Source organism: Candidatus Melainabacteria bacterium (genome assembly GCA_003963305.1).
Taxonomy (GTDB): Bacteria; Cyanobacteriota; Vampirovibrionia; order Obscuribacterales; family Obscuribacteraceae; genus PALSA-1081.
The window spans coordinates 58211-74651 of record RXJR01000011.1 but is presented as its reverse complement, the minus strand read 5'-3'; the positions used below and the strand labels follow the sequence as shown (position 1 = coordinate 74651).

The 16441-nt window shown below is 50.5% G+C and carries 17 protein-coding genes and 1 pseudogene; 9 read left to right on the top strand and 9 right to left on the bottom strand.

Features of this window, described 5'->3' with window-relative positions:
* The first annotated feature begins 232 nt into the window (after positions 1–232).
* Entirely contained in the window at positions 233–754 is a 522-nt protein-coding gene (locus EKK48_13785) for a sel1 repeat family protein (GenBank protein ID RTL41431.1), read from the top strand.
* Positions 751–2007 carry a hypothetical protein gene (locus tag EKK48_13780; protein RTL41430.1) on the top strand — a complete coding sequence of 419 codons (1257 nt, stop codon included), beginning with the start codon at positions 751–753 and terminating at the stop codon, positions 2005–2007. The genes EKK48_13785 and EKK48_13780 overlap by 4 nt, the downstream gene beginning before the upstream one ends.
* A 3-nt stretch (positions 2008–2010) precedes the next feature.
* On the opposite strand, the gene EKK48_13775 is transcribed toward EKK48_13780, so the two are convergent.
* The 4 genes from EKK48_13775 to EKK48_13760 all read right to left on the bottom strand — a co-directional run bounded on the left by EKK48_13775 (position 2011) and on the right by EKK48_13760 (position 5302).
* Complete coding sequence (locus EKK48_13775) at positions 2011–2331, bottom strand: tetratricopeptide repeat protein (protein RTL41429.1); 321 nt, start codon at positions 2329–2331, stop codon at positions 2011–2013.
* Positions 2332–2373: 42 nt separating this feature from the next.
* Positions 2374–3282, bottom strand: a complete 909-nt coding sequence (locus tag EKK48_13770) for an alpha/beta hydrolase (GenBank protein RTL41428.1) — start codon at positions 3280–3282, stop codon at positions 2374–2376.
* 38 nt (positions 3283–3320) lie between these two features.
* Positions 3321–4196, bottom strand: a complete 876-nt coding sequence (locus tag EKK48_13765; GenBank protein ID RTL41427.1) for a serine/threonine protein kinase — start codon at positions 4194–4196, stop codon at positions 3321–3323.
* Positions 4197–4309: 113 nt separating this feature from the next.
* The gene (locus EKK48_13760; GenBank protein RTL41426.1) at positions 4310–5302 is read right to left on the bottom strand and encodes an aldo/keto reductase; all 993 of its coding nucleotides are present in this window, start codon (positions 5300–5302) and stop codon (positions 4310–4312) included.
* 415 nt (positions 5303–5717) lie between these two features.
* Between EKK48_13760 and EKK48_13755 the strand changes: the two genes are divergently transcribed.
* From EKK48_13755 to EKK48_13740, 4 genes are all read left to right on the top strand, one after another.
* On the top strand, positions 5718–6242 hold the full coding sequence (locus EKK48_13755) for a hypothetical protein (GenBank protein RTL41425.1): 525 nt from the start codon (positions 5718–5720) through the stop codon (positions 6240–6242).
* A 4-nt stretch (positions 6243–6246) separates the two neighbouring features.
* Complete coding sequence (locus EKK48_13750) at positions 6247–6672, top strand: hypothetical protein (protein RTL41424.1); 426 nt, start codon at positions 6247–6249, stop codon at positions 6670–6672.
* Between the two features lie 157 nt (positions 6673–6829).
* Positions 6830–8005 carry a hybrid sensor histidine kinase/response regulator gene (locus EKK48_13745; protein RTL41423.1) on the top strand — a complete coding sequence of 392 codons (1176 nt, stop codon included), beginning with the start codon at positions 6830–6832 and terminating at the stop codon, positions 8003–8005.
* A gap of 76 nt (positions 8006–8081) precedes the next feature.
* Positions 8082–9671, top strand: coding sequence for a response regulator (locus tag EKK48_13740; GenBank protein ID RTL41422.1), 1590 nt, complete (start codon positions 8082–8084; stop codon positions 9669–9671).
* A gap of 10 nt (positions 9672–9681) precedes the next feature.
* On the opposite strand, the gene EKK48_13735 is transcribed toward EKK48_13740, so the two are convergent.
* Entirely contained in the window at positions 9682–10245 is a 564-nt protein-coding gene (locus EKK48_13735; protein RTL41421.1) for a tetratricopeptide repeat protein, read from the bottom strand.
* 156 nt (positions 10246–10401) lie between these two features.
* Between EKK48_13735 and EKK48_13730 the strand changes: the two genes are divergently transcribed.
* The gene (locus EKK48_13730) at positions 10402–10770 is read left to right on the top strand and encodes a hypothetical protein (protein RTL41420.1); all 369 of its coding nucleotides are present in this window, start codon (positions 10402–10404) and stop codon (positions 10768–10770) included.
* A 5-nt stretch (positions 10771–10775) separates the two neighbouring features.
* On the opposite strand, the gene EKK48_13725 is transcribed toward EKK48_13730, so the two are convergent.
* Entirely contained in the window at positions 10776–12821 is a 2046-nt protein-coding gene (locus tag EKK48_13725) for a hypothetical protein (GenBank protein ID RTL41419.1), read from the bottom strand.
* A gap of 255 nt (positions 12822–13076) precedes the next feature.
* Between EKK48_13725 and EKK48_13720 the strand changes: the two are divergent.
* Positions 13077–13262, top strand: a pseudogene (locus tag EKK48_13720) (hypothetical protein).
* A gap of 233 nt (positions 13263–13495) precedes the next feature.
* On the opposite strand, the gene EKK48_13715 reads toward EKK48_13720, so the two are convergent.
* From EKK48_13715 to lepB, 3 genes are all read right to left on the bottom strand, one after another.
* On the bottom strand, positions 13496–14425 hold the full coding sequence (locus EKK48_13715; GenBank protein ID RTL41418.1) for a nucleotidyltransferase domain-containing protein: 930 nt from the start codon (positions 14423–14425) through the stop codon (positions 13496–13498).
* A 43-nt stretch (positions 14426–14468) separates the two neighbouring features.
* Positions 14469–14948 (bottom strand): hypothetical protein, encoded by a 480-nt coding sequence (locus EKK48_13710; GenBank protein RTL41417.1) that lies wholly within the window; start codon positions 14946–14948, stop codon positions 14469–14471.
* A 109-nt stretch (positions 14949–15057) separates the two neighbouring features.
* Positions 15058–15774, bottom strand: coding sequence for a signal peptidase I (gene lepB / locus EKK48_13705; GenBank protein ID RTL41416.1), 717 nt, complete (start codon positions 15772–15774; stop codon positions 15058–15060).
* Between the two features lie 182 nt (positions 15775–15956).
* Between lepB and EKK48_13700 the strand changes: the two genes are divergently transcribed.
* Complete coding sequence (locus EKK48_13700; protein RTL41415.1) at positions 15957–16433, top strand: arginine repressor; 477 nt, start codon at positions 15957–15959, stop codon at positions 16431–16433.
* Positions 16434–16441: the final 8 nt, after the last annotated feature.

Sequence of the window (16441 nt, the reverse complement as noted above, 5' to 3'; positions counted from 1 at the left end):
TGAAGCCAGCAAACATTCCAGGCAACTGCTGAAGTTTTGCTGGTCCTCCCCGGTCCTGACCTCACTAAGAGTACTAAGAACGGCAATCATATCCAAGCAAAATAACCATTTATTATGTTTGCGCGCAATGCTTGTACGTAAAGCGATACGATACGGCTTGCAGGCGCGGCTCACAAATGTAAACAGGGTGCTTGTGTGACACTTGGCATGGAGTCAGTTACAAGCGAGATATATGTCTGAATGGACGGATCTTGAAACGCTCTTAGCCGCCGCTGACCGTGGTGAGATTGAGGCGCAGGTGCAGCTGGCGTTTCAGTTTATGAAAGGTGAAGCAGTGCAGCGCGACTGGTCGCGAGCTGCCTACTACTATGAACTGGCCGCTCGTCAGGGGGCGGCAGTGGCCCAGCACAACCTTGCTACCATGTATCAGAATGGTCAGGGCGTTGAACGCAACGCTGCCCTGGCCCGGCACTGGTTTGAGCTTGCGGCGGGGCAGAACGACGTCGACGCGATGTTCGCGCTTGCTTTGATTTATGAAGAGCAAGATCTGCTTGATGACGCATTCAAGTGGTATCAGTGCGCCGCAGAAAATGGTTCGGCGCGTGCTCAGTACGACCTGGCTGTGATTTATCATTCCGGCCGCGGGCGCGATAAAGATATAGAGAAGGCGCTTTTCTGGTACGAAAAAGCCGCAAAACAAGGCGTGCGCAGAGCTGAGCAGGCGGTCCAGCTCATTAATGAACAAATCCAATGATGCCTGGGTACATATCAAAAACAGGTCCTAAGAACAGCATGGCGAGGTTGATAACGGCTGTGAATCGTTTCCTATTGGCAGTGGCAAGCTGCATGCTCTTCCAGTCTCTAATTATTTCGCAAGCTTATGCGTCTGATTGCGACGACGGAGTGGCGTACTATAAGCAGCGCAATTATGCTGCCGCCAACGCTTGTTTTAAGCGCTGTTTGCAGGGACCGATAGGCGATTTGAACATCGCTTATTACGCCGCGTTAACGGCGCAGCAGATGCGCGAATATGAACGAGCTAAACATCTATATGAAAGTATCGTCAAGCTGGCGCCGACCAGTGAAGCTGGAAAAATGAGTGCGCTGGCCATCAAGAATCTTTCGGGACCACCGGAAGTGGCGAACTTGCCGCGCGAGACATGGGTTCCATTTCATCGACAGGGCGCGCACATTTTAATTGATGCGGAATTGAATCAACATCCTGTCAAAATGATTTTCGATACAGGGGCGGATACATGTTTTTTCAGTGAAGGCATGCTCAATGAACTCGGTATGAGCGTTCCCGATCGTCCACCCGACGGCATGAGCGGTGGAGTCGGTAAGGCAGGTATGCAGCCGATGTGGCGTGTGCCTTCCACTCTCAAGGTCGGTCGTATCGAACGAAAGAATTTCAAAATTGGGGTCACGAAGGTACCGCAGGTAGTGGCATTACTGGGGCGTGATTTCTATTCCGGATTCGAGTACAGCATCGATGATGCTAACAACACAATCGGTTTCAAGCGTATTGGGTCCGGAGCGTCGACAGAGACTGCTTCGTCATCAAAAACAGCCAAGCCAGCGCCTCTCGGTCCAGAGGGTTCAACTACGGTCAGTGCAAATGGAACATATGTCTACAACGTTCCTTACACCGGCACCACTTCGATGATCGTTGTGGAAGCAAAGTTAAACGGCGTGCCATGTAAGATGATTTTCGATACTGGCGCTGGTATCTGTTTCTTCACCTCTGAGCAAGCCGCTAAAGTCGGAATTTCACCTCCGCCTAACGCCCAGGTGATTCCGGTGCAGGGGGTGGGAGGCGGCTCCAGCGCGCAAATGGGTTCCATTGGCACCTTGCGTTTGGGGACGCTTGAAGTCAAAGATGTGCCATGCGCTATCGGTGGAAAGTCTGTCGCGCCTTACCCCTTGCTGGGGCAGACTTTCTTTCGCGAATTTCAATATTCAATTGACTCAGCAAACAAGGTCATTCACTTGAGCAAGAGTAAGTAAATTCTAGTGGTTCAAAGCTGATTTGATGATCTGAGCGCTCTGTTCTTGAGCGGCGGCTTCATCAGTTTTGCCCTGACCGCTGAGAGCGGCGGCCAATTTATGTCGTACTTCAGCCACGTCCGGGTGGGCTGCGCCCAGCAGTACCTCAAGACCAAGGCATAACTCACGATACAGCTGTTCTGCTTCGGCAAATTTCTCTGCCAGTAAGAGCTCATCGGCACGTTGCGAAACGCTCTTTATGTTGGTCAGCCCGTCTTCTACCGGCAGTTCGATTTGCCGGTCCGGTTGCGCGTCGTTGGCGTTCTTCATAAACTCTGTCCTCATTGAGCAATCGCTCTGATGACGCAACAGATGAGCAGAAAGTTTCTATTTGCGCAGATTCAGTTTCAGCCAGTTTTCCACGATCTGGAGATTCTCTGGGGAAAAGAAATTGTGCCCCCCATTTTTGACGACGTGATAAACGACTTTCACTTTTGCCGCTTTCAAAACTTCGTAGAAATCGGAACTCTGTTTGATCGGTACGACATTGTCGTGATCTCCGTGCATGATCAGGAAGGGCGGGTCGTCATTGCTGACAAAAGTCATCGGGCTGGCTGATGCTGCCAGCTCAGGTTTTTTGCTGGGTAAGCCGCCGAATAGTTTGGCTACTGGACCTTTGGGATCGCCAGGGCGGAGCTGGTTGTTGGCATCACCTTGTTCTTCAATGCTAATAAAATCGCTTGGACCGCACCAGTCTACAACCGCCTGCACCTTGCTGCTCTGGTTGGCATTGCCTAAATTACCTTCCAGCGGTTTGACATCACCTGTGGTGCCTAGCAAGGCGGCCAGATGACCCCCTGCAGAATTGCCGAAAGCTGCTATGCGGTCGGGATCGAGATGATATTTATCGGCGTTGGCGCGCAACCATCGTACTGCCGCTTTTGCGTCTTCAATCTGGGCGGGGAAGATTGCTGCGGTGCTGAATCTGTAGTTGATACTGGCAACTGCGTATCCGGACTTCATGAAAAACAAGGCCGGCGTATCTTCTTTATTGCCCATCAGCCAGGCACCACCGTGGATCCAGAGGATCACGGGCATCGGTTTAACCGCTTTCGCTGGTATGTATAAGTCCATCAGGTGCGCCTCGTCGTGCAGCTTAGGCACATACGAGACTGTTTTCATGGAAAAAGGCGCTATGACTCTGTCATTTGCCTCCACGCTGCACGAGCTGAGAAGCGCCAGGCACGAGATTGTTAGTATCAGAAATTGACCGATGCGCATTGGAGCCTTTGTCACGCTGACGGCTCAATGATATTAGACTGGTCGAATTTTCGCTACTTATAAGCTTTAGCAAGCCATTCCAGTTCAGCTTTTACATCGTCCATCGATCTGTATCGCTCGTCGGGATACTTCTTCATCATTTTTCTGATCAAATCTTGCAAACTTTGAGGGAAGGAAACGCCGGGGCAAGCTGCCGTGAGCGTCAGAGGTTCGTTGCTGACGTGTCCACTCATTGTCTCGACTGGTGTTCTGCCGATGATGGGCAAGACTCCTGTGACCAGATTGAATGTCAGTACGCCGAATGAATATATGTCGGACCGAGCATCGAGATTGGCGTTGAGGACCTGTTCAGGGCTCATGAAAGCCGGCGTTCCGACCACCTGTCCGTCCATCGTCAGTTTGTCGTTGCGGCGCTCATTGATGCGCTTGGCTATACCAAAATCGACTATTTTGACCAGGTCGTTGCGCAGCAAAATGATGTTGTCCGGTTTTATATCCCGATGCAAGATGCCGCGGCTGTGCGCATGAGCAAGTGCTTCGGCTGTTTGAATAAGAATGGGAAAGGCTCGATACAGCGGCAACCTTCCACGCTTTGCAATCACGTCTTTGAGGTTGTCTCCTTGCAAATAGTCCATCACAAGGAAGGGATAGGTGTTGTCTTGTAACCCGAAATCGAAAATCGTGACTATATTTGGATGGTTGAGAGAACTCGCTGCTTGGGCTTCGCGCTGAAATCGCAGGAAGCTGTTTTCATTGCCCTTGAGGTCTTCAAATAAGACTTTGACCGCCACAAGACGTTCGAGCGCCTTGTGTCTGGCTCGATAGACCTTGCCAAGCGCGCCCGCTCCAATCTCGTCTTCGATTATGTAGCGGTCTGCAATGGTGCATCCGATTAACGACGCCTGTGCCAAACCCAATTCGCCCCCCAAGACGAAAAATCCCTCTTATTAGTTCTACCAACTTGGGCAGCAAACTTAAACAGGCTGGGGCAATAGTTAACGCAGAAATGTGGAATACCGGTCAGGTGTGCCGCCTTTTGACATCAAGCCTGCACTTTTGTGAATTGCTCCAGTAGTTTGTCAATGGTTCCGAGTTCCTCAGCCGTCAGGGAAAATTCAGCTGCTTTTGCGTTTTCGATTGCCTGGGCCGCGTCACGTGCTCCCACGAGAGCGATGGTTATTCCTGGTTGTTGAATCGTCCAATTCAAGACGACGTTGCCTGTGCTGGTGTTGTGCCTCGCTGCAATTGGCTTGAGTTCAACTAGAAATTTGTTTACTCGTTCGATGAATTGAGGTTGGAATTGTGCTGTGGAGGCGCGATGGTCACCTGCTGCAAATTTGTGATCCGGTTTGAATTTGCCTGTCAGCAAGCCCCGTTGCAGCGGGCTGTAGACTATTGTCGCTATGTTGTGCTCGCGACAATAAGGCAAGACGTCCTTTTCTATGTCGCGCAAAACCATACTGTAAGGCGGTTGATTGGAGGCAATTGGCACGATGCGATTGCAGATCTCTATGTCCTCGGCTGTAAAATTGCTCACCCCGATGGCGCGTACCTTGCCTTCTTTCAGCAACTGAGCGCAAGCATCCATCGTCTCTTCCAGCGGAGTGCTGGTGTCTCGCCAATGACACTGATATAAGTCGATGTAGTCGGTTTTTAACCGCTTCAAGCTATCTTCGCACTCTTTCAAAATGCTCTGTTTTCTGGCGTTTTTGTAGATTTTTACTTTCTTGCCCTGCTCGTCTAAATCGAAAAAGTGGTTTCCGTCTTCGCAATCCCAGCGCAAGCCGAACTTGGTCAAAATCTGCACTTTGTCGCGACGGTTGCCGATAGCCTTTGCTACCAGTTCCTCGCTGTAGCCGTAACCGTAGATGGGAGCAGTGTCTATCGTTGTTACGCCGGCGTCGAAAGCTGCATGAATCGAAGCGATGGACGCATTTTCGTCGGTGCCGCCCCACATCGTTCCGCCGATTGCCCACGCACCATATGTGATGACTGATGCGTTGATATTGGATGATCCGAGCTTCCTGTATTGCATGTTTCTTATCCCCATTGCTGCATTCGATACGCCGCTGAGCGTGACTGATTCGGTGATTGGGCACGGATTATACTATAGACCGCCAGGAGGGTTGAACGTGGGAACCTGCTTTGTAATACAAGATAACTGTGGCTGAGTAAGGAAGCGATAGAACGGGCAATTCGCTGTTGTGGATGTGCTTTGTCGAAGTGCTCTTGTGGAGGAGCCTTTGTGGATGTGCTCTTGTGGACGAGCCTTTGTGGATGCGCTTTTGGGGATGTGCTTTTGGGGACGTGCTTTTGTATTCGTGCAGCTGTCGATGCACTGTGTTCGGTTTGCATGTGTCGATTTGCCACTGTATATGGTGTAATTTGCAACCGGTGGTCCACGCGGCGGTTTTCGTTTAAACTGATAGTGGGTCAGGAGCGGTCATAGCATGGGTGAACTGGTCAAAGTCTTCAAGCCGGACGCCTCTGTCATCTGGGTATGCAGAGGCATGATCGCATTTGGCGGTGTTGTAGCACTGGCTGGGGTCGTCGGACATCAGGCTATGATCAGCTGCCTGGGAATATTTTTGCTGACTATCTTTCTGGTAATTTCATTCCGGCAATCCTCGCAAACTATTCAGGTCTTCACTGATCGTGTTGTTTTCCTCTACCCCGGGCAAGAGGCGTGGGCAATAAGTTTTAACAGCTTCAGAAAGCTCGAGTTGGCGACAACCTACAAGAACGTTTCCGAATATGCTCCTGGGCGCTCCATACTCCTGCGCTTCGTGGAATTTGACGATAAAGTATGCGCAGAAGCCAACGTCAATGTTTTCGATAAAAACGCCATCAAAACCATGATTGAATTGATTCGAGCCTATAAACCAGACCTGATTTTAAACAGCCAGGCAGATCATTTTTTGCGAATTGGCAGTTCCAAAAGTACTACAATAGACGCCGTCACTAAAACGGAGTAGAAACATGGACGATTTGCCTTCAACGCGCTCGTCAACCGGCAATGAATTACTGGTCAAAACAAAGCTGTTTGATATGGATAACAATATCGCCTCTGCCCTGGCTTATGTTCCATTGATCGGAGCAAATATTATTTTTTCGATCGTCTGGTTGGTCACTGAACCTAAGAGCAACAAGTATCTGCGCCGTCACGCCGTTCAAAGTCTTGTTCTCAATGTGGGCTTTGTTGGAATTCACCTTGTTTTGACCATGGTTGCCTTTACGCTTGGCGTGATTCCGTTTTTGGGTTTCCTCGGATTCATCCCTGCTTTATTGGGGCTGTTGGTTTCGCTTGTTTATTTCGGCGGCAATATTTACCTTATGTACTGCGCTTATAAGGGGCGTCGTCTGCAAATCCCTGTCGTGTCTGATATCGCCGAGCAAAACAGCTAAATTACTCAGACGAGCAGTTTGAAACCTGAGTGTGGTCAGGAGTACAAATCAGACCGTGCCTATGGGTGATGCCAAAATCACCCGCCGTGGTGACGATATGGTTGATTTGTCCATCTATACTCGTACAAGTGACCCTGACAGATTACGAAGGTAAGCAATGACGAATCCTAATGCGTCAGTTCAAGTGCTGCTGATTGAAAACGATCGAGCTGATGCTAATCATCTGCTTAATCTGCTCGCAGAAGACCAATCTGCTTTCAGTAAAATCGGTATCGTGTGGGTCACTAATCTCGACGCCGCATTGCGTGAGCTGGCTGATCATAGCTTTGATGCCGTCCTTTTTAATCTCGAACTTCCCGACAGCAACGGTATAGAGACGCTGCGCAGAATTCGAGAATGTCGGCAAACCATTCCTGTCGTGGTTCTTACCGCTTCAATAGACAATAAAGTGGCGATTGAGACCATGCAAAACGGCGCCCAAGATATTCTCGTCAAGGGCCGTGCCACCTCCGAATCACTGGTGCGTGTGATCCAGTACGCGATTGAAAGATGCAGAGCCGATCGCGCTGTTATGCAACTGCGTTTGATGGAAGAGCGAGAGCACTTTATCGCTATGCTGGCTCATAAGCTGAGCATTCCAATCGTCGGTGCTCAACGCATTTTATCTATTCTGATTGAAACTGAAACCGTTCCCGATGACGTGCGCAATTTGCTCAAGCAGATTTGTCTGAGTAATCAGACTCTCTTGCGCACGATTAATAACGTGCTCGATCTTTATCGATTTAAAAATGGTTTTGATACTTTTGTGCAAACCGATGTGAACGTTGGAAGATTGGTCTCCGACTCTCTGCATGAAATTGTGGCGGAGGCGGCGGCTAAGAAAATTCGATTTGTAAAATCATTTTCGACAGAAGATGTGCTCTACGCTGACCCGCTTGCAATGCGGAAAGTGATGCTGAATCTCTTGAGCAATGCAGTTAAGTTTACTCCCTCTGGGGGATGCGTGACGATAAAATTCGAAAACTTGTCTAACCAGTCTGTTCTTTCGGTAACTGATACCGGCATTGGTGTAGAACCTGAACTGCTCGATTCCATTTTTTTGCAATGTGCCGAGAAGCCCCGGCGCTATCAACCTGATGGTTTTGGTATCGGATTAGATCTCTGTAGGCGTTTTGTAGAAGAGCAGAACGGAAACATAGCTTGTCTCAGTAAAGTGAACGAAGGTACGACCATCAGGATCACTTTGCCACGGGAGCCGGGTGACCCAAAGAGCACTGCGCAGAGCTTGAAACAGTCTCGCAACAGAAACCTTCCTGAAAGATCAAATCGTTGAGTTCCAGTTAGCAACTCTGTCATCGCGATGATGGTTGAGCACGCGGCTTTATTACCTTATTCGTGGAGAGCCAGGCATGAGCAATGTAGGCGTGATCAGAATTTTGATCGTAGAAGATCATCAAATTGTTCGACTGGGACTGCGACTCTTCCTTGAGAAAGTGCCGAACTTTGCCATCGTCGGTGAAGTCGAAGACGGCACGGCGGCGATCACAAAGTCCCTTGAATTGAAACCAGATGTCATTCTCATGGATATTGGTTTGCCTGGTACAAACGGCATCGAAGCTGGTTTTCAGATCAAATCACATCTGCCTTTGACTCGGTTGATTATGCTCACTTCTCATGATGGTGATGACGACATTCTTGCATCAATGGGATTTGGAGCTGATGGTTATTGCCTCAAGGACGTTCCGACCGCTCAACTGGCTGACGCGATACGAACCGTGCACGATGGTGGCACCTGGCTTGATCGCCGCATCGCAGAGCGTCTTTTGAAGACGCAGCAAGTCAATGCTGTAAAAAAACCTCAGGAGCCGCCCAGATTGACGGCAGAAAATCTCGATCTGCTTTGCTACATGGAGCAGGGCTTGACGAACGAAGAAATAGCCGTCGAAATGGGTTGGCATATCGATGTCTTAAGAATGAAGATGCGTGAAGTGCTCGAGATTTTGTTTCTTGCGGATGCTCCGGTTCAAAGCGGAATGAAGTTACGCCAGCAGTACGCCGCTAAGCTTGGTGACGTAATCTTCGATGGCGATCAGCCTGCTGTTCTTTCGATCGGTGATACTTTCGCCGATAAGTATTTGATTAAAGCCCAGATTGGGCGGGGTGGCATGGGACGCATCTATAAAGCTTTGCATCTGCACACAGACAGAGTAGTGGCAATCAAAGTTTTGCTGCCTCAGCTTGCCTCGGATCGCCGCGTTGTTCGCCTGTTTCAGGAAGAAGCAAAAGCAGCGTCAGCTCTGGTTCACCAGAACACTGTGCAGATTCTCGACTTCGGTGTCACAAGAGAGGGGCAGTCTTTTCTTGTAATGGATTACATTGAAGGGGTTTCCTTCGAAAGTATTTTGCGGCGAGATCGACATCTGAGCATAGATCGCTTTTACAGCATTTTCGAGCAGGTTTGCGACGCACTCATCGCTGCTCACGCCAAAGACATCATTCACTGCGATATCAAACCGAGTAACATTGTGCTTCTCCCCAACAGTATCGGTTTTGATACAGTCAAATTGATCGACTTTGGTCTGGCTAAGATTCTGCCCCCGCCGCAATCCAGCATTCAGGCTCAACTGACTGACAGTTTCGAAGTATCCGGCAGTCCCGCCTATATGAGTCCCGAACAATGTCGCGGCGGCAAGCTGGATGCACGCAGCGATCTTTATTCGCTTGGGTGCGTCATGTATGAGGCTTTGACAGGGCAGCAAGCCGCAGGAGGCTCTTGCGCCATGGAGTGTATCGCCAGGCATCTTCAGGAAATGCCGCCGCGATTTGAACAAGCTTGCCCGGACCGCCGAGTGCCAAAAGCTTTAGAGCACATTGTCTTTGCACTTTTGCAGAAGATGCCTGAGGCTCGCTTCCAAACCGCCAGGCAGGTAAAAAATGCTCTCGCCGTAAGCTACCGAGAGCAAGCCACTGCTCTGCAACGCGAGAAGAAGGTTTGCTGAAACGAATCGCTTAAATTGCTTCCCAGCGACCGGAGCGTGAGAAACGACCCGACGATATGGCAATTGCTGAGGCGCGCAAGGCTTCGGCCTCTGGTCCACGGTTTGTTTGATAAAGCAAAGTCGTGTAGTGTCCCAGCAAGGTCAGAACCTGAGGGTGTTTGGCACCCATGGCTTTGGTCTTGATGGCGAGCGCTTGCTTATACAGCGGTTCTGCCTGAAGCAGCTTGCCGGCGGAGTGATAAATCATGGCCAGGTTGTGAGAGATGATGCCCGTATCAAGATGGTCTTCGCCCAGAGTCCTGGAATAGAGCGAAATCAACCGGCGGCAGATTGGCGCTGCTAGAGCGTACTTTTGCTGCAAATAGTAGATTTCAGCCAGACTTTCGAGCGTCATGGCCAGCCTGCCATCGTTCTGGTCAAACGATTCGGCTTCTTCGAGGGCTGACAGTGCCATTGTCTCGGCTTCTGAGTAGTTCTTGTTTGTCAGGGCCTGCTCGGCCGAGGCAGTCAGGACCTCCCAGGGAACGCAAACTGTCTCTTCGGGTACTAGCGGTGGTTCGGCTTGAGTCTTCATGTAGAGTGATCTGCCCAAAACTGCCGTGACTAAAACGGTCTGATGTAACAATTGCAATGCTGGCCGGGCCGCTTATCGCACCAGATGTGGTGCAGGTGAGCAAAGATTAATGGACCGTCCTTCGGGTATAATTTCAGCACTGCTTTGAGGTTAATCATGCAAAGGCTGGAAAAAATCTTCGACAACAAGGGCGTCAAAGTTTTGGCTGGAGACATCGACGCGGGAGATTATGAATTCAACATGGGCGCGCTCTGGGGCGGTTTTGAAACTGTTCAGCTACAGGGCGAAATTAAGAGTTTGACTCTACAGACAGAAGAAAGCGTCAAGAAAGTCGCCGGCACCCTCGGTTGGGGGTTGGCTGGCTCACTCGTGCTGGGACCGGTGGGCATGCTTGCTGGTCTGGCTCTGGGCGGCAACCGTAAAGAGGTTTGCGCTCTTTGCGAATTGAAAGATGGGCGGAAATTTTTAGCGACAATGGACTCGAAGATTTACCAGCAAATGCTGGCACTTTCAATGATGAAGTAGCTTGCCTACTGGTTCTTTCGTCTGAAAAAGGTGCGTCGGGCCATGTCTGAGACGCATAGTACTACTGCGAGGGTCGTGTACAAGACGATTGTGTTGGAAACAATACCGGCGCCAAGAGAGACAGACATTGATAACACTGAGATTAATACAGCTGTAATAACAGTTGATGCAGCAACGAGGCCGATTGGAAGCAATATGAAGTCCGCGATTATCCAGCTGGTAGAGCGCTTGAACCTGAAGTAGATCATCAGCGCCAGGCTGAACACCGAAAGATAGCTCAGTAAAACCATCACCTGCGCTAATGGATTGTTCGCTGTGGAGGACGCAATCGTACCTGGAATACGGCTGAACGCGGAGGACAACCCCGAGCAAAATGCCTGTATTCGGCTGATCAGCAATGAAACGATGCTCCTTGGTTTGTTCGGATTGAACGGATGCAGTTTGATATCGCGGTCGTCGAATGCATCCACGCCGGCTCTAAAGTTTTCAGCCAGTGTTTTAGGCGCGATGAGCTGGAGCGAACTTTCGACACGCTGACCAGCATCTCTGAATGTTCCAGACACCGCCGACTGCTCCGTCACCCAGCTCAAACCAATGCAAATTAGATAGATGGGGATGTAAATTTCGGCATGTATGCCACCAGCATTTTTCAGTCGCCTTATTGACTGCTGCTGCGGAGTCTGAGGCGCCAGTAGTAGATCCGGGTCCATTGCCGCCATCTCTTCGAGGGTCAGATGGCGCTCCGAATCGGATTTATGCCTGATCGTTTCTGTTTTGAAATCGTCGAGTTCGGCAGAGAACTGCGGATCTACCTTTCGCGGTGATTTCTTCTCGCCGATTGGATGCCAATCATCCGATTGGCCGTCGGACTTTTGAGAGATGATCGATTCGCGCAGTTCAGCCACTTGCGATGACGATTTGGGTGCGAGTGGCGTGTCTCCCGTGGATTTAGACGGTGGAGCTTCTGCATCGTTCTCTTTGGCAAGCGGTGCGAGATCTCTTGAAGTTTGGTCAGCCGTAGCAGGCGTCGAAGAAGGCTTGGCTTCCGATGAAGGTTTAAGTACTGATGGTGCAGTTGCCGGCTGTACTGGTGCTGCAGGTGCTTGCGGAGCAGCGTTCATGTCGACGGAGGTTGCCGCCTGTTGTTGAGGAACGGCATTCAAATCAACGGATGTCGCGGCTTGCGGCATAGTCGGCGCACTTCCCGATCCCGTGATTTCACGTTCCCGGAGACTCTCGATGAACTTGGCCATTTTGGGAGAAAGCGCTGTTGCGTCAGTTGTTGACTCATACACTTTCAGCGGAGTTGCTGGACCAGGCTGATTTGGCAGCGGTTGCGGTGGAACAGTCGGAGCAGGCGGAACAGCGGGAGTTGCTGCACCGGAAGGGAAAGGTGGTGAGACGGGTGGGACAGCCGGGACAGGTGGAACTGGCGGAACAACCGGAACAGATGGAACGGGGGGAACAGGTGGAACTGGCAACGGAAGCGGCGCCGGTGCTGGTAACGGAGCGTTGCCGAATGGGGATGAATTCGGAGCTGAGAAAGGTAGAGGCTTGATTGTTGTCGGCCCAGTGCCTGGCGCGTTCGCAAACGGCGTTGGATTGGGCGGCATGGCTGGGTGCGGGGCGGTTGGCTGGGGTGGCGTCGCTGATGCAGCATTGTTGTTCTGAGCGTCGCTCGGCTTTTTGAGCGCGTTTAAATCACGATTGCTGCTCCCTGAAAACGATGACGAGAATGCCGAGGCTGACGCGCCGAAGTAATCAACTGGTGGGCGCCACTTGTATCCTTCTTCTTTGCCGGAAGAAGATAGTCCGCGAGCCACTTCGGATCTTGATTTGCTTCTGGTCAAACTTCCGAGCGATTGTGGATTTAGTGCGGGTGCAGTGCTCGCAGTAGGCGTAATGCCTGGTGCTGCGTTTTTCACAGCTTCAATGTCATATTTGGTCTTTTGCACTTGCCCGGGCAGTGCGCCAGTCGAGTCTTGAGCTTGAGCCGCCGAAACAGCGCCTGAATCCTGTGCTGCTGCGGAACTCGTTAGAGTAGCGGGCATCGGAATGTCATTAGTGATAGATGGCGATGGTGATGATGCTGCGGGAGCACTGCTGCCTGTTTCCACAACCGCGGCAGATTCGACTGCATTTCCGTCTTTTGTCGTGGGCTGCGGCTCAATGACTTGATCCGTAACCGCGGCTGCAATTGAAGTATGAGAGGTTGGCTCGGCGGCTATGTCGGTTGGAGCTGGCTCGGGGTGGATTGGCTCGGGAGCAGACAGTGCATGTGCATCGATTTGCGGGTCGACGTGTGTCGGTGTTTCCGCCGTCGGTTTTTCCGCCGCAGCTGTTTCGGTCGTCGGTTTTTCTGCCGTCGGTGTTTCCGCCGCAGCTGTTTCGGTCGTCGGTTTTTCTGCCGTCGCTGTTTCCGCCGTCGGTGTTTCCGTTATTGGTTTTTCCGTGGAACTCGTTACCGGTTCTTTCGGCGTTTCTGCTTCAGGTGCTGATAATGTTTTTGCATCGACAGGCGCTTCCGCCAACGGTTGTCCTGGTTTGATCGCGGGTATTTCATGCAAAGTAGGTGCTACGCCCGCTCTGGACGACGATTTTTTCCCACCTTGTTTCGCGCTTCGTTTTGACTGTTTCTTCTTGGTCAAAGGAGACGGCTCCGACCGTTTAATCTCTAGAATTCAATTATGCCACCCACAGACCGAAATCCTAACCTGCGGGCGCCTCATATCATCTGGCGTCGCGCCTTAATTAAGAAGCTGTTGGCCCATTCGTAGTCGGGACGGTCCGGCAGACTCGTCTCTTCGAACGCTTTGTCGAACCTTTTGTGCAGTTCCAGGCGCCACTTATTTGCGTCTTCCCATGACATCCGTTTCTGCCTGACAGCAAGCAATCGTTCTCTGTAGTTGCCAACGTCAACCGGCACCATGTGCTCTTCCAAAATGGTGATGCCGGAAATCAAAAGTCTCAGCAAGTGCATCACATGCTTCCATTTCAATTCGCCGGTTGTGCGGATATCTTGTTCCAGCTTCTTGAATTGCGACATTACATAGCCGTTGTAGGTCTGGTAGACAAGTTTTGAGAGGAATTTTGAGCGACCAGCAAGCAGCTCATCTGCAAGCGGCGTGGTCTTCTCGATCAACGGCGTGTACAAACATTCGAGAACATTTGGATTTGCCTTAAGCGACAAAGTCAGAAATTTTTGCAACTCCCAGTACACTTCGTCGGATTCTGTCTTTTCAATTTGTTCCGGTAAACCGTAAAGCGACCACTGCATATCGGCAGGCGGAAGATAAATGCCGCGCAGGTCAACATCCGAACTTTCTCCGGAGAGACCAAAGGCATTTGAACCCACTATGCATTTGTAGATGACAAATTCGTACAGATTTCGATCAGCAATTGCGTCTGCAGGCAGGTCGAAAGCCGCTCCCTGTACCTGTTTTCGAATCGCCATTTCATGGCGTTTTAAACTGACTTGTTGACCGTCTGGTAGTTGAATCTGATAAGCGTGTTCGTTGTCGGTTGGCGACTTGATGATTTTTCCGACTACACCAGCGCTTCGTTCAGGGTATGGTTTGCGCTCGCTAATGCTAACTAGCGTGACAATTTGAGTGCCTGCCGGCAAAATCAAATGAGGGTTCGGTCGCTCTGTCATCGATGTTTGTTTGCTGCCGATATTGTTGTCACCGCATATGGTGCTATATGCCCAGGCGACTTCTGATGTTCATTAGTGGTTTGCGAATGAAGTTATTTTCGAGCTGCTTCTTGTTTCTCGAAAAGGTTGATGGTGATTGACCGCCCGAGTTTGACTGCTGTTGCTGGTCGTCGGGCATAGATAAATCTTGAGTGTGTGCCTGATCTATCGGCACAATCTGTGGGGCTTCAACTCGTTGCACGCTCGCCTCTTCGTTGCTTCGTTGATACGTCGGTTCTCTCAAAGCCTGCTGATTGTTTGAATGTGCTGCCGCTGGTTGAGCGAAGGCGTCTCGGGACGGCAGGGGTGCGTGCACATAGCCCCCACCGTACATCTTGGGTTTTTGAGGTGCAGCGGATGGCGTTGGTCTGTATTCTTGCTGCTGTTGCTGACTCTGTTGCTGCGCCAGCGTCGAGAAATTGCAAGAAAATAAATTCACTACTGCGAGTGAAAAGCTCATGAATACTAAGTGATTTGTTTTCATAGGCACCTTCTGTCGACACTATACAGGTAACAAGCGCCGATAGAAAGCAGAATTTATCTGCCGAAGCTGCGTCGATGCATTGTGCATACTTCTTTTCGCAAGCATCTACTCAGCCTTGATGGTTCAGTAATGATCTCAGCCACTCTTGTTTCCAGAAGACGAGACAGGCGCGACCGACCACGCGGTCCTTGGAGACAAAACCCCAGACGTGGCTGTCAGCGCTGGCATTGCGATTGTCGCCCATCATAAAGAATGAATTGGGTGGTACTACTATTTCTTTCGTGCTGGCACCGTATGGGCGGATCCATTTACCACGCATGTTGTATCCCTGAATGTCGCCCAGATTCGATAGGTCGTACTCCGGAGTCGTAGCGCCATCGATTTTGAGCAACTGGTCGTTCACCAGGACTCCAACGCCGTGCTCGATTTTGATCACGTCTCCCGGTAGCCCAATTACTCTCTTTATAAAGGCAGGCGGGTTCTCCGGTACAAAGGGGATATATCTGCCGAGCAGTCCATTGTCTGGAACACCCGTTTCGATGGGCGGTGGATAGAAAACTAGAATGTCGCCGCGTTGGACGTCGCGCCCAAGCACGCCGTCAAGTTTTTCCACAAGCACCCGGTCTTGAATGTTGAGATTCGGTTCCATTGAGCCGGATGGAATAAACCGGGCTTCGGCTATCGTTCCTTTCAGAAGAGTCATAATGCCGAGCACTACCAGGACATACTTGATTGATTCGACAGTGCGTTTCTTCAACCCGGCGTCGCCATTTTGCTCACTGGCGTTTGAATTTGCACTGGCTGGTCCCATTTCTGACTCTGGCATGCTGGTCTCCGGCGAAACTATACGAACCCTAATCTACTATGGATTGAACAGGCAATAGGGTTATCTCCAGTTTCTTTAATTGACGATAAAGCTCGCTTTCTACCCCGGTAATTCTAAGGATGTAACCGTTCTTAATTAACCTCAAATATTGCTTGCATAATTATGCTTTGTTGTGAATAATTATGCACATGCAAGTACAGTCACGAGTTGAACGCCAGCGCAAAATCCTTACGGTGATTGAGAAATCAGCCATCGATACCCAGGCTGCCTTGCAATCTGCACTGTTAAAAATGGGAATTCCAGTCAATCAGGCGACATTGTCGAGAGACATCCGTGAGCTTGGATTGGTCAAAGTCGAAGACGAAGGAGCATATCGATATGTTAGTCGCCAGACCCTACCGACGACGACGAAGCCGTCACCGAAGCCTGCAGCGCTAGAGACAATCAGCAAGTTTATTCAAGACATTACTTATTCGGGCAACATGATTGTCGTCAGAACTGACAGTGGAGCAGCATCATACGTCGCGGAAGCGATAGACAACTTGCGCCTGCCCCAGTTGCTGGGCAGTGTTGCAGGCGATAACACAGTATTTTTTGTAGTCAGTGCTGAATCGAAAACTGCCAATGTCGTAAAGACTTTGCGCAGTATGACTCAGTAAATCAATAA

Coding starts and splice junctions, on each gene's coding strand:
- EKK48_13775 (RTL41429.1), bottom strand. CDS start 2,331: ATGAGGACAGAGTTTATGAAGAACGCCAACGACGCGCAACCGGACCGG.
- EKK48_13730 (RTL41420.1), top strand. CDS start 10,402: ATGCAAAGGCTGGAAAAAATCTTCGACAACAAGGGCGTCAAAGTTTTG.
- EKK48_13780 (RTL41430.1), top strand. CDS start 751: ATGATGCCTGGGTACATATCAAAAACAGGTCCTAAGAACAGCATGGCG.
- lepB (RTL41416.1), bottom strand. CDS start 15,774: ATGCCAGAGTCAGAAATGGGACCAGCCAGTGCAAATTCAAACGCCAGT.
- EKK48_13755 (RTL41425.1), top strand. CDS start 5,718: ATGGGTGAACTGGTCAAAGTCTTCAAGCCGGACGCCTCTGTCATCTGG.
- EKK48_13725 (RTL41419.1), bottom strand. CDS start 12,821: ATGCCCGCTACTCTAACGAGTTCCGCAGCAGCACAGGATTCAGGCGCT.
- EKK48_13740 (RTL41422.1), top strand. CDS start 8,082: ATGAGCAATGTAGGCGTGATCAGAATTTTGATCGTAGAAGATCATCAA.
- EKK48_13785 (RTL41431.1), top strand. CDS start 233: ATGTCTGAATGGACGGATCTTGAAACGCTCTTAGCCGCCGCTGACCGT.
- EKK48_13735 (RTL41421.1), bottom strand. CDS start 10,245: ATGAAGACTCAAGCCGAACCACCGCTAGTACCCGAAGAGACAGTTTGC.
- EKK48_13750 (RTL41424.1), top strand. CDS start 6,247: ATGGACGATTTGCCTTCAACGCGCTCGTCAACCGGCAATGAATTACTG.
- EKK48_13700 (RTL41415.1), top strand. CDS start 15,957: ATGCACATGCAAGTACAGTCACGAGTTGAACGCCAGCGCAAAATCCTT.
- EKK48_13715 (RTL41418.1), bottom strand. CDS start 14,425: ATGACAGAGCGACCGAACCCTCATTTGATTTTGCCGGCAGGCACTCAA.
- EKK48_13710 (RTL41417.1), bottom strand. CDS start 14,948: ATGAAAACAAATCACTTAGTATTCATGAGCTTTTCACTCGCAGTAGTG.
- EKK48_13745 (RTL41423.1), top strand. CDS start 6,830: ATGACGAATCCTAATGCGTCAGTTCAAGTGCTGCTGATTGAAAACGAT.
- EKK48_13760 (RTL41426.1), bottom strand. CDS start 5,302: ATGCAATACAGGAAGCTCGGATCATCCAATATCAACGCATCAGTCATC.